Genomic DNA, 13,221 nt, shown 5'->3' with positions numbered 1-13,221 from the left:
GGCAGGATGGGCCTCAGTGCCCGCTTGCGCCGCTGCGGGGCGCCGGCTTCACTGCGGCTGCGGCTGCGGCTGCGGTTTCAGCTGCCGCGGCCGCGGCCGCGGCCGGGTTGACGGTGCTCCTTGGCTTGCGGCGCGGCCGGGCCGGCGCGGACCCGGCCGCGGCAATGCGCGCCGCAGTGGCGACCTCGAGCGCCTCGCGCAAGGCATCCACCTCCTGCTGCAACTTTGCCACGTCGTCGCGTGAGGGCACGCCAAGGCTGCGCAGGGCCAGCGCCACCCGCTCTTCGAATATTTTCTCGATGCGCTCCCACGAGCCGCTGGCCTGCCGGCCAACCTGCCCTGCCAGCCGGCTCACCTTGCCGGCCATCCCCGTGTTCGCGGTTTCCCCGTGCTCACGGGTCAGCGCGTGCAGGGCGGCGCCTTCCTGTACCAGCTTGTCGAACCATGCGCCGCCCTCGTGCTGCGCCTTGGCGAATGCGCCCAGCCCCGCCTGCCATATCTGCTGCGCCGACTCGCGCACCGCATCGACGATGGCGTGCTCGTCGTCCGTCATGGTCGATTTCGGTTTTTTGGCCATCATGTGCTCCCTTGATTGTGAATCGCCCCCGACGGGCGCCCCGTCGGCGCCCCGGCACCGGCCCCCGCTTCCTCGGCCATGACGACGCGCCGCAAGATTTTCCCGATGTTTGACTTGGGCAGAGGCGCGTCGCGAAATACCACGTAACGGGGCACCTTGTAAGCGGTCAGGGTCTTGCGGCAATAGTCGATCAGCGCCTCCGCGCTGAGGTCGGCGTCACGGCGCCGCACGACGATCTTGACGACCTCTTCCGAATGTTCGTCGGCGGCGCGGATCGCCGCCACCTCGGCCACGCCCGGGTGCAGGCTCACCACTTCTTCCACCTCGTTCGGATAGACCTTGAAGCCGGACACGACGATGATGTCTTTCTGGCGGTCGATCAGCTTGACAAAACCCTGCGCATCCATCACGCCGATGTCGCCCGTGCGCAGCCAGCCGCTGTCGCCGTGGAACACATGCGCGGTTTCGTCGTCCATGTGCCAGTACCCTTGCATGACCTGCGGACCGCGCACGCAGATTTCGCCGCGCTCGCCGGGTGCCAGCATGCGGCCGTCCTCATCCATGATGGCCACCTCCGTCGATGGCAGCGGCAAGCCGATGCTGCCCGTGAAATGGTCGACGTTGAGGACATTGGCGCAGACGATGGGCGAGGTTTCCGTCAGGCCGTAGCCTTCGGTCAGTGGCACGCCGAAGCTCGCCCGCCAGCGCTCGGCGACGGCGCGCTGCAAGGCCATGCCGCCGGCCACCACCAGCTTGACGCCGGCCGGCCTGAACTGGCGCGCCTCGGGCGCCTCCAGGATGGTGTTGAACAGGGTATTTACACCAATCATGACGCTGAACGGGGTGTGCTTCATCTCGCTCAGCAGGGTCGGCGTGTTGCGCGGATCCGTGATCAGTACGATATGCGCACCGAGTCGACAAAAGGTCAGCGTCGCCGTCAGCGCAAACACGTGATACAGGGGCAGCGGGATGATCGCCGTTTCCGCCCCTTCGACCAGCACGCCCGTGACCCAGGCCGCGGTCTGCTCGATATTGGCCACCAGGTTGCGATGCGACAGAATGGCGCCCTTGGGCACGCCCGTGGTGCCCCCCGTATATTGCAGGAACGCGATATCGGCAGGCCCCGGCGCAGGCCCGACGGGGGCCTGCGCCTCGCCCAGTCGCAGCGCGTCGGCGAAGCTGACGGCGCCACCGATGTGCCATGCGGGCACCATGTGGCGCACGTGCTTGACGAGCAGATTGACGATTTGCGCGCGGGGGAAGTGCAGCATGTCGCCCAGGCGGGTGATGACGACCTGGCGCACCGCGGTCAGGGACTGGATCTGTTCGAGCGTGTGGGCAAAATGATCGAGCACGACGATGACACGGGCGCCGGCGTCGGCCAGTTGATGCTGCAATTCGCGCGCCGTGTACTGGGGGTTGACGTTGACCACCACGGCGCCGGCGCGCAGGGCGCCGAACAGCGCCACCGGGTACTGCAGCAGGTTCGGCATCATGAGCGCCACGCGCTCGCCCTTGCGCAGCCCCAGCGTATGTTGCAGGTACGCGGCGAAGTGGCGCGACAGCGCATCGAGGCGGCCCCAGCTGAGCGTGGCCCCCTGGTTGCTGAACGCCGGCAGGCCGGCGTACCGACCGCAAATCCAGTCGAGCATGTCGACCAGCGAATCGAAGCGGGCGGGATCGATGTCGGCCGGCACCCCGGCGGGATAGCTTTTTAACCAGATTTTGTCCATGAATGCCTCGCAGCCGTTCTCGCACGATGGTCCCGTCGTGCACAGACCGACGATGCGCCGTCACCTGGCCACGGCTTTGATGTCCATCAAGTGTGAACGCCAACACGACGCCTGGCTGCTTGCCAGCGGAAAGGGTGGGGCCGAGCCGCGCACATTGAGTCAGATCAAAAGCGGCGCTAGTCCGGCGCGCACAGTGACGGGGCACGTGCAGCGGTTGGCAGCGGCCACCGTTTAACCACCAGGAGCCATCATGAGCAGCAAGCACCCCCGCGCCGAGCAGTCCGGCGCCAGCAACCGCAGCAGGAGCGGCGACGGCGGCGGCGACGGCGGCGGCACCATCGAACAAGGCATCGCCGACAGCCTCGCCCTGCTGGGCACCGCCGAAACCCAGGTCAGCGCCCTGGTACGCCAGGCCATCGCTGACACCGTTGGCACGGGCGGCGGCGCCGCCGGCGCGCTCACGGTGGTCCTCAAGCAGGTCGCCGAGGGCGCCATCAACGCGGGCGGCCAGGTGGGCACCGGCCTGGCCATCAGCGTGCGCGGGGTGGCCAAAGGCATCGTCGCCGGGGTACATGACGTCGGCGGCGACGTCGTCGCCGCCTCGTTCGACACCATGCACGCGCTGATCCTCGCCGCCGCCGCACTGGGCGCCGACCTGGGCTACGTTGCCCGCCACGCCATCAGCGGCATCCTCGAGGCAACGGCCGAGAGCGGCGCCGATGTCGCCCAAACCGGCGCGCGTGCCGTTGCCGGCGCGGTCGAAGCGGCAGGCCAGGTCAGCACGGTGGCGGTCATGACGGTCAAGGACGTGTTGATCGGCATCGCCGCCAGCCTGGGCCAGACCCTGCATGCCCTGGCGCCGTCCTCCCCGCCCGCGCCGGCGCACAAGGGCGGCACGGCGCCGCCCCATTAAGTACCGATCCCGTTGGGTTTTAAGCGCCCAGGCGCCCGCGCAGCGGTTCTTACGGGCCGGCGTCCTTGCTGATGCGCCTGACGGGAGCGGGCGCGCGGCGGTCGCAGGGGCGCGCAAAACGCGCGACAGGCATCGCTGCCCTGGCGCGCCAGGGCAGCGGCGACGCCGCACCCGAGTAGCTGCCACGCCGCATCAGGGTAGCTGCGATGCCGCATCCGGGTAGCGGCGACGCCGCACCAGGGTAGCTGCCATGCCGCACCAAGGCAGTGGCAACGCAGCAGCGAGGCAGCAGCAACGCCGCACCAGCAACGCCGCACCAGCAACGCCGCGCCAGGGTAGCTGCTATGCCGCATCAGGCCAGCGCCGACGCCGCAACAAGCCAGCGCCCACGCCCCACGATGGCGACGAAGGTCGAGCCATCGCCAAGGCAAGTGCGCGTGCAGCCACCCCGTTCACGCAGGCGAGCGGCACCGGACGCCCTCGCGCGCTGGCCACGGCATCATCAGGGTGCACAGCAGCAGCTGTTCGAACTGCGCGGCAAAGCGCGACGCGATGGCGCCCGGATCGGGCACGCACCGGGCGTCGGCCACCACCCCGCAACTGAGTTCGCCGGCGTAGCTCAGAAGGCTCACGCCCAGCCCGATTCCACCTGACTGCGGCACCCAGAATATCTGCCGCGTGATGCGCCGGCCAGCCAGGTAGCGGGGCTCCTGCGGGCCACGCACATTGGTAAGCACCAGGCTGGCGTTCGCCGCCAGTGCCGCCACCAGGCGCTCCTTGAGAAATTCTGGCGCCACGCCCATGCCGGCCAGGATCCCCAGGGCCACCTGCGCCTGCTGCGACTGCTTCAATTGCGCCATTTGCCGCTGTACCGCGTACACGCGCTCGACGGGATCGTCGGTACCGATCGGCAGGCAAACAAACACCAGGCCAAAATGATTGCCCAGTTCGGTGACGGGCCCTGGCGCACGCAGGTTCACCGGCAGCAGCGCGCGCACGGGGCGCTCGCTGACGGCATCGCCCTGGTCGCGCAGATAGGCGCGCAGGGCGCCGGCGACGGCGGCCACCATGACGTCGTTGACCGAGCAGTCGAGGACAGCGGCCACGGCTTTGACGTCCGCCAGTTTCAGCGGCGCCGCCCACGCCACCCGCTTCATCACCCCCATCTCGCCCTTCAGACGCGTGGCCCCGTCCGGCGCCATGGCGGCCAGCACGCCCGCTTGATATATCAGGCTGGCACCGCTGCGCGCGTAGTCGAGCGCCGTGCCGGGCCGCTTGAGAATGGCGGCGCCGGCGCCGGTGACGGCGAGCGCGGCCCGCCAGGCGTCGCCCACCCCCTCGCCCAGCGGACCGGCGACCCGCTCCCACGCTGCGCGCGCCGGTGAGGCCGCTGCCAGGTCGATCCCGCCCCGCCGCCCTTGCTGCCCGGTGCGATCGGTGATCGCCTCGACCAGGTGCAGCATGGCAAAGCCGTCGCCATAACAGTGGTGGATGCGCATCACGAGCGCGTGGCAAGCATCGCCCTCCAGCAGGTGAAACTGCCACATGGGCTTGCTGGGGTCGAGCGCGGTACTAATGAGGTCGCTGGTCAGTTCGCGCAATGCATCGGCGCCGGCCGGCAGTGCCAGGCGGCGGACGTGCCAGTCGAGGTCGAAGTGCGCGTCAAGCTCCCAGCATGGCCCGGCACCAAGCCCCCCCGCGCGGACCACGCGCTGGCGAAAGCGGTGAAAGCACAGCATGCGACTGGCAATGAGGTGCTTGAAGGCGGCCAGGTCGATGGCGCCATCGAATTCCATCATGCCGCATATCATCATCAAGTTGGTGGGACGATCCATGCGCAACCAGGCCGCATCGACGGCGTCCAGCGGCTCGGGCGGCAGCGCGGGCATGTCAGAGGTGCACGCCGCGCAGCAGCTGTTGCATGGCCTGCAACTGGGGCGAGGCGGCTGGCGCGGCGGCATCGAGGACGCCGCCGTCGGCGCTGTCGGCCGACAGCCGGTAGGCGGTGTTCATGATGATCTGGCCCACTTGGGGCGCTGCCAGTTGCACGCCCAGCCCCAGCAAGCCCACCTCGGTGGCAATGCGCGCCGGCTGCGCGACGATGGCCTGCACCACCAGGCGGGCGGCATCGGCGGGCGTGAGCGCCGGGGCATCGCGATAGACGCTGGTGGGGGCGATCATGGGCGTGCGCACCAGCGGCATGTTGATGACGGTGAACTTGACACCCACATCGGCGAACTCGGCGGCGGCGCAGTACGACCAGGACTCCAGCGCCGCCTTCGATGCCGCGTAGGCGGCAAAACGGGGGGCGTTGGTGAGCACACCGATCGACGATATATTGATTACGTGGCCGGCGCCCTGCGCCACCATCGGCGGCAGCAAGCCCAGCGTGAGCTGCACGGCGCCAAAATAATTAATTTGCATCAAGCGCTGAAAATCGTGCAGGCGCGTGTAGCTGGCGTCGATGGCGCGCCGGATCGAGCGCCCGGCGTTGTTGACCAGCACATCGATGCGCCCGTGCTGGGCCAGCACGGCTTGCACGAAGCGCGCGCAATCGGCGCTGTCGGCCAGATCGACCTGGTACGTATGCAGGCAGTGGCCGTGCGCCGCCACCTGCTGACGCGCCGCTTCGAGGCGGGCGCCGTCGCGCCCGCACACGAGCGTGACGGCGCCCGCCTCGGCCAGCATGCCGGCGGTGGCCAGGCCGATGCCAGACGAGCCGCCCGTCACCAGCACCACCTTGCCGGCCACCGCGCTGCGCAGGCTGCGCTCGATGCGCAGCGCCGGGTCCAGGTGGCGCTCCCAGTAATCCCACACGGGCGCGGCATACTGTTCGAGCGGCGGGCAGGCAATGCCACTGCCTTCGAGCGCCGCCACCGCCTGCCGGTTGTCGAAGCGGGTCGGCCAGTTGAGCAGCGCAATGATGCCCGGCGGCAGCCCCAGGTCGCTCATCAGGGCATGCTGCAGGCGGCGCACCGGGGGCAAGGCGCCCAGCCCCTTGCGCAGCCAGTCGGGCAGCATGCCGGCCACGCTGGCGTTGATACGCAGGCCCATCGCGGGTGCATGGGCGGCATGGGCAAACACGTTCAGGACTTCGCCCACGCGGCGGGTGGCCGTGTCGGTCAGGTGGAAGCAACGGCCATCGAGGCCCGCCCGGTGCGCGATGAAGGCGAGCGCATCGACCACGAAGTCGACCGGCACGATATTGATGCGGCCGCCCTCGATACCGATGGCCGGCATCCACGGCGGCAGCAGGCCGCGGATGCGCTGTATGAGCTTGAAGCAGTAGTAGGGGCCATCGGCCTTGTCGGTCTCGCCCGTGTGCGAGTCGCCCACCACCAGCCCCGGCCGGTACACCCGCCAGGGCACGGCGCCCTGCTCGCGTACCGCGCGCTCGGCGGCGTGCTTCGAGGCGAAATACGGATGGTCGAGATGTTCGGCCTCGTCGAACATGTCTTCGCGAAACGTCCCCTCGTACAGGCCGGCAGCCGCAACCGAGCTGATGTGGTGAAAGCAGCCGGCGCGCCAGGCGGCGGCCGCGGCCAGCGCATGGCGCGTGCCGTCGACGTTGGTCGACCGTTGCGCGGCGGCGTCGGCGCGCAGGTCGTAGATGGCCGCCAGATGAAAAAAATGGTCGATGGAGCCGCGCAGCAGCGCCTGCCCGGCATCGTCGATGCCGAGCCCTTGCTGTAACACGTCGCCATGGACGGGGCGCGCGCGCGATGCCTGCTCGCCCCAGTATTGCAGCAGTTCGGGCAACCTGGCCGCGCTCGACGGCCGCAGCAGGAACCACACGATGCTGTCCGGCGCGGCCAGCAGCGCGCGGATCAGGCGCTTGCCGAGAAATCCGGTACCGCCAGTGACGAAGTAGTGCATGCCGCTTCCCCGTTGAAGTTGCTTCAGGCGGCCTAGATCGAAACGGGCCGCGCCGCCCCCGCCAGGCACGCGGTGAGCGTCGATGCCTGCCTGCGTTGTCGGCTACTTAATTTAGACAGCGGCAGTGACAAGTGGTTCCCCCTGCACAGTCCGGCAAAGCCCCGGCGACCGCGCCGTGGCCCAGCGCCTGCCGGCACAATCTCATCGGCCGGCGCCGGCCATCGGGTCGCCGCTTGACTATTTACCTATCACAAAGAACGGGATTGCCGCCCCCATACCCAAGGCGAATTGCTATTTAAATATCAATTCGCCATATTGGCGGGGCTGCGCCCGTGTTCTCCAACTCGCGCTGGTTGATCAGGCCGCCGCATCACTGGCCATGCGCAGACGACACCACCACGCCGGTAAGCGGGACTTGAGGGAGTTAAACAGCAAATAATGAAAAATTATTCCGAGCTTGAAATCGTGATCCAGCGCGATTCCCGCGACGGGTTTCAGGCCAGCGCGCGCCAGCGCCTCGACGATGGCGACCTGATCACGCCATTCGTCGCGCTCGAACTCGCCCCCGACGATCCACGCTTGCTCGCCGCCGATGCGCACATCACCGGCGCCCTGCTCTCCGATGCCCTGTTTTCCCCGCTGGCCTTGCGCGATAAATTTATCGCGGCAAGTGCGCTGGCGCAGGCGCGCAATATGCCCTTGCGCGTCAGGCTGCGCATCGATCCGGCGGCGGCGATCCTGCACAGCCTGGCATGGGAAACCATGGCCGATCCGCAGGAGCGGGGACACGCGCTGTTGCGCAACGAGCGCTGCGTGTTCTCCCGCTATCTGTTCACGCGGGCGTTTCGCCTGCCCATGCTGCGGCCCCGGCAGGACATCCAGGCGCTGCTGGCGGTGGCGCATCCGGCCAATCTGGGCGCGCAGTTTGCGACCATCGATGTGCAGCAGGAACTCGCCGCCGCCCGCACCGCCCTCGCCTCGATTCCCTCGCTGTGCCTGGGCGAACTGGCGGCGGCGACGCTCGAACGGATCATGCACGCGCTCGAACAAGGCGTCGACGTGTTCTACCTGGTGTGTCACGGTGCGGTCGGCCCGAACGGTCCGGCACTCTGGCTGCAGGATGAAAACGGCCGCGCAGCCCTGACAAACGGCGAACAGTTTGCAGCGCGCATCAGCGCGCTGCCTCGTCCGCCCAGCCTGGTGGTGCTGTGCTCGTGCCAGAGCGCCGGGGTGGGCACGCCGGCCCGAGACGCCCTCACCGCACTGGGACCGATGCTGGCGCGCGAAGGGGTTGCCGCGGTGCTGGCGATGCAGGGAAACCTGACGATGGCGACCTCGGCCGCATTCATGCCGACCTTCTTCAGCGAACTGGCCGACCACGGCGAGGTCGACCAGGCCACTGCCGCCGCCCGGCGCAAGGTCATGCACCGACCCGACTGGTGGATGCCGGTGGTGTTTACCCGGCTCGACAGTGCCCGCATCTGGTCGCCGCCCGGCTTCGGCCCCGGTGGCGACGGCGGCGACGGCAGCGACCCGTGGGCGTCGATCATCGGCAACCTCCGTGCGGCGTCATGCACGCCGATCCTGGGTCCGGGCATGGGTGAACAGCTGTACGGATCACACGCGGAACTGGCCAAGTCCTGGGGCGAGACCTACCGCTATCCCATGAGCGCCCCGGACGACGCCGACCTGCCCCGTGTCGCACAGTACCTGGCCATTACCCGGGAAGGCGTGTTTCCCAGGCGCGAATTCTACAAGAGCGTGTACCGGCGCATCCTCGACAAATTCCGGGAGGACGTGCCGGCATCGCTGCGGGGACTCGACGATGCCGCCATCATGGAGCAGCTCGGCGCCCTCGTTTCCGTGGTGGGGAGCGCGCAACGCCAGCGCGACCCGGCCGACCCGCACGCGGTGCTGGCAGGCTTTCGCCTGCCCCTGTACATCACCACCGACCCCGGCGACCTGCTGGTGGACGCCTTGAGAGAGCGCGGCATCGAGCCGCGCGTCCGGCTGCTGCGCTGGAACCCGGCAGCGGCCCGTTGCGACGACGACTACCTGGCCAGGAGCGGCAAGGGCGCGGGCGGCAAGCCCACGCGCGAACGCCCCATCGTGATCAAATTGTTCGGCGACCTGTCGGCCCCGGCCTCGCTGGTGATCACCGAGGACCAGTTTTTCGACTACCTGACCTGGGTCCCCACGGTCAAGAATATCGTGCCGACCTCGGTCATCTCGCGCGTCTGTGACAGCGCACTGCTGTTCGTGGGATTTCAGGCGGACTCGTGGGAATTTCGCGTCATGTTCCGGACCTTGCTGCAGGTCGAGGGCGTCGATTTGCGCCGGGATCATCAGCATTTTGCCGCGCAAATCGATCCCAGCAGCATTCTCGACGCGGGCAGTGCCCGCCGCTACATCGAGAAATATCTGCAACACAAGGCAAAACTGCGCCTGTACTGGGGCGACGTCGCGTCCTTTATTGCCGAACTGTACAGGCGCATGCAAGGGGGGCCGCCATGATCACCCCGTATGTCGGCCCCACGCCCCTGAACGATCAACACGTGCTGTTCGGCCGCGACGAGGAAGTCGAGGAACTCGCGTGGCGCGTCATTGCACATCGGATCATCGTCCTGTATTCGGCATCGGGCGCAGGCAAGAGCTCGCTGCTGTTTGCAAAAAATGGTTTGCTGGCCCAGTTGCAGCACCGCTTCCACGTCTTGCCCACCATCCGCCTGGGCGGCAGATGCGAACGCGATCCCGTTCGCACAAGCTTGCAACAACTGGCACCTGCCCACGGCGCGGCGGCCGACCAGGACACCCTGCTCGCTTACTTCGAGCGCATCACGATCCCCGAGCATGCGCCGCCCAAACGCCTGCTGCTGGTGATCGACCAGTTCGAGGAGATCTTCTCGAATGGCGCCAGCCGGGCCGAACAGCTGACCTTCTTCCAGCAACTGGGCACCTTGCTGGCGCGCGAGCACAGTCCCGTGTGGGCGATCCTGAGCATGCGCGAAGAATATTTTTCCTGGCTTGACGAATTCCGCGAACTGGTGCCGACCCGCCTGCACAACACCTTCAGGCTAAACCTGTTAAGCAAGGACCAGGCGATCGCCGCGATCAAAGGACCTGCCCAGGCGATCGGGGTGCGTTTCCCCGAGGAGCAAGGCGGCGACGCCGCCACCGTGCTGGCGGGCGCCCTGAGCGAGGTGCGCGTGCGGGGGCGCGACGGCAGGATCGAGACCCGCCAGGGCGATCGCATCGAAGCGGTTCAACTGCAGGTGATCTGCCTGGACCTGTGGAAAAAATTGAGCATGGGCGGCAGACCGGTCGACGCCATCCGCATTGCCGACGTGATGGACTACGATCCTGACAAGGCGCTACGGCAATATTGTGACAATGCCCTGAGCAAGGCGGCCGTGGGGCGGCGACGGGCCAAGCTCTTGCGCGACTGGATCGACCTGCGCCTGCTTTCGCCGAGCGGCATGCGCTTGCCGGCCATGCTCGACCCGCAGGAAAAGCACAGTCCCAGCGACGAGGAGATGGATGTCCTCCAGGAATGCCACCTGATCCGGCGCCAGACCCGCGAAGACGGCGCGTGGTACGAACTGTCGCACGACAGCCTGGCGCTGCCGGTGCGCCGCAGTATCGAGCGCTGGCGCATGGAGAATCTGGAGCCCTGGCAAAAGTGGGCACGCGCATGGCAACTCGGTGGCGGCCGCGACCGCTATTTCAGGACATTGTCTGGCCGTCAACTTCAGCAAATTCCCACCCGCGGCGACCGCGCCCACGATACCGACAACGACCTCGCTTTCCTCGAAGCCGTCGCCGGCTATCGTCAGCAGCAAGGAAAAACGAAAATCTTCATCGCCAGCTTGACCTGCCTTGCCATTGTGCTCGCCTACATCTTCTGGAAAAACATCAGCAAGGAAGCCGCGCTTGTCCTCGAACGCAATACCACTGCCGTGCAGGCCGGCGTGCTGGCCATTCTCAGCGAAAAGCCCGGCATCGCCCTGGGGGCGCGCGCCGCCGTCACCGGCACCACTCTCCAGAAAGAAAATCCGCATGCCGTCGCCTTCAATTTTCGTAGTCTGCTCAGTGACTATCTCAATGCGAACCGCAATCTCGTCGCCGTGGAAGCGGAGGAGACGGGACTGGCCACGGCAAGCGACGTCAATGGCCAGTACCGCGTGATCGCCGCCATCGGCCGCGATCACCATGCGGTGGAAGTGCGCGAGCGGCGTGCCCACGGCAGCACCTGGCAGATCGATCCAAACGCCCTCAGGCAAGCGCATCCGGACGGCGTGCGCCTGGTCGCCTTGCTCGACCATGGCCTGCTTGCCACCGGTGACGACGGCGGCGCCATCCAGCTCTGGCGCATCGCCACCCGCACCCGCGAAGGCGATCGCCTGCGCCTGCCTTCCGACGATCCCGGCAAACCGTCGCGTATGGGCCTGGTGTCGTTCGCGGTGAGCGGCGAGTACCTGTTGGCCAGCTACGCGTTCGGCATGGTCGCCGCATGGCGCGTGCCGGCGTCGGGACCGGTTCCCGCCACGCCTGCCTGGCGCCACGGCCAGTTCAATCGCCAGCCCGTGCTGACGGCCTGGGACGGCGGCAGGCAGCTTGCCGTGATCGATGCCGCGGACAACCGCAATATCCTGCTCATCACCGCCCTCGATGGGCAGGCCCAGCTGAGCGAACTGGCCAGCGTGGCGCCAACCGGACAGGATGGCGCCATTTATGAGAGCGTCGCCGTCAGCGGCGACGGCCGCCTTCTCGCGGCCGGCAACCGGGCCGGCACGATCGACCTGTGGGACATCGCCAGCAAATCGCTCTTGCGACGTATCAACGCCCATGCGCAGACGGTGACCCAGCTCAAGTTTTTCGGCAAGGACCAGTTGCTCTCGACGGGGGGCGACGGCCACCTCAAGCGCTGGTCGCTGCCGGCCGATCAAACAGACCAGGCCAGCGGCAGCACCGTCTTCACGTTTCGGCGCAAGCTGTCCGGCATGGCGGTCGACCCGGAGCACAAGGAAGTCCTGGTCAGCACGGACAAAGGCGATGTCCTGACCGTGAGCCTGGAAGAGAACCGCCATGCCTTCGGCCGCGTGGTGGCCGGTGCGGCAAGCTATGCCTATTTGCCCAAAAAGAGCGGCCGCGCGCAGGCGATGCCAGCGCAGCTCGGTCCCGACCAGGGCGCCATGCCGCCGTCGTCCGACCGGGCCCTGGCGCGCACGCCCCTTGCCGGCATGGCCCGGGCAGAATCGATCGACACGACTTTCCTCGCCCGGGCGGCCGATATCGTCGCCGTGCCCGATGGGGGCGCGAAAGGCGGGCCGACGACGGTGGTGCATACCGACTACACGAACATCGACAGCATCCATGTCGACGACAAGGGCACATTGTTGGTCATCCGCGTTGCCCGGGCAACCGCGCTCTGGTCCTTGCCCCGGCCCGGCAGTGCCGCGGGCGCCTGTGAAATCAAGCGCAATTTGCCGAACAGCTTCCCTTCGCGCGGCACGGCGGCTGTCGCCTTTCACCCGGCCAAGGGCGACTTCGTGACCGTCGCAAAGACCGGTGAACTGCAATACTGGCATGCCACGGACAGCGCCTCCGGCTGCGCCACCATCAGCGAACTGCCCGCCAGGCTGGGCGACGCCCATCGCGCCGTCCGTGCCGCCACCTTCGACGCCAGCGGCAACAGGCTGTGGATCGCAGAGCGCGACGGCCGCATCCATGGCATCGACCTCGCCAACGATCTGCCGAAGAAGATCGCACCCATCCAGGAAGAAGCGGCCACGCCGCCGACCGTCCTGGCAGCGGGCCGCAACGATCTCGCGGTCGGCAACGAACGGGGCGAGTTATACGTGTTCCAGCCCGGCTCGCGCTTTCCCGTCCGCATCGCGCAGGACTTTCATCACGCCCCCATCACCGCACTGGCCTTGTCGGAAGACGGCCGCTGGCTGATCTCCTCGTCGGCCGAAGGCACCATGACCTGGGACCTCGACATCCGGACCTGGACCGACCGCGCCTGCGTGCTGGCACGGCAGCGCAGCTTCAGCCAAAGCGAGACGGACCACTATTTTGAACGCGTATCAGACAAGCCCACGCCCTGCGTGCCATCCGATTGA

Annotated in this window: 7 protein-coding genes; 3 read left to right on the top strand and 4 right to left on the bottom strand. The window is 67.6% G+C overall.

Translation table 11 applies throughout. From position 1 onward, the window contains the following. Positions 1 to 13: 13 nt before the first annotated feature. Positions 14 to 580: a phasin family protein gene (locus tag ACP7EY_RS05960; protein ID WP_426191464.1), complete on the bottom strand. Its 567-nt coding sequence runs from the start codon at positions 578 to 580 to the stop codon at positions 14 to 16. After that, positions 577 to 2,310: an AMP-binding protein gene (locus tag ACP7EY_RS05955; RefSeq protein ID WP_426191462.1), complete on the bottom strand. Its 1,734-nt coding sequence runs from the start codon at positions 2,308 to 2,310 to the stop codon at positions 577 to 579. Before ACP7EY_RS05955 ends, ACP7EY_RS05960 begins: the two co-directional genes overlap by 4 nt. Before the next feature lie 250 nt (positions 2,311 to 2,560). Between ACP7EY_RS05955 and ACP7EY_RS05950 the strand changes: the two genes are divergently transcribed. After that, positions 2,561 to 3,223, top strand: a complete 663-nt coding sequence (locus ACP7EY_RS05950; RefSeq protein WP_426191458.1) for a hypothetical protein — start codon at positions 2,561 to 2,563, stop codon at positions 3,221 to 3,223. A gap of 452 nt (positions 3,224 to 3,675) precedes the next feature. Here ACP7EY_RS05950 and ACP7EY_RS05945 read toward each other — a convergent pair whose 3' ends face one another. Both ACP7EY_RS05945 and ACP7EY_RS05940 read right to left on the bottom strand, forming a co-directional pair. Beyond that, a complete protein-coding gene (locus ACP7EY_RS05945; RefSeq protein ID WP_426191456.1) occupies positions 3,676 to 5,112 on the bottom strand; it encodes a wax ester/triacylglycerol synthase family O-acyltransferase in 1,437 nt (478 codons plus the stop codon). 1 nt (position 5,113) lies between these two features. Beyond that, positions 5,114 to 7,099 (bottom strand): SDR family oxidoreductase, encoded by a 1,986-nt coding sequence (locus tag ACP7EY_RS05940; RefSeq protein ID WP_426191454.1) that lies wholly within the window; start codon positions 7,097 to 7,099, stop codon positions 5,114 to 5,116. A 438-nt stretch (positions 7,100 to 7,537) separates the two neighbouring features. Between ACP7EY_RS05940 and ACP7EY_RS05935 the strand changes: the two genes are divergently transcribed. Beyond that, positions 7,538 to 9,613: a CHAT domain-containing protein gene (locus ACP7EY_RS05935; RefSeq protein WP_426191453.1), complete on the top strand. Its 2,076-nt coding sequence runs from the start codon at positions 7,538 to 7,540 to the stop codon at positions 9,611 to 9,613. Continuing rightward, positions 9,610 to 13,221, top strand: coding sequence for a hypothetical protein (locus ACP7EY_RS05930; RefSeq protein WP_426191451.1), 3,612 nt, complete (start codon positions 9,610 to 9,612; stop codon positions 13,219 to 13,221). The genes ACP7EY_RS05935 and ACP7EY_RS05930 overlap by 4 nt, the downstream gene beginning before the upstream one ends.

The organism is Massilia sp. DWR3-1-1, from assembly GCF_049898325.1.
Classification (GTDB): domain Bacteria; phylum Pseudomonadota; class Gammaproteobacteria; order Burkholderiales; family Burkholderiaceae_D; genus JAFCUW01.
This window is presented reverse-complemented; position numbering and strand designations above follow the sequence as displayed.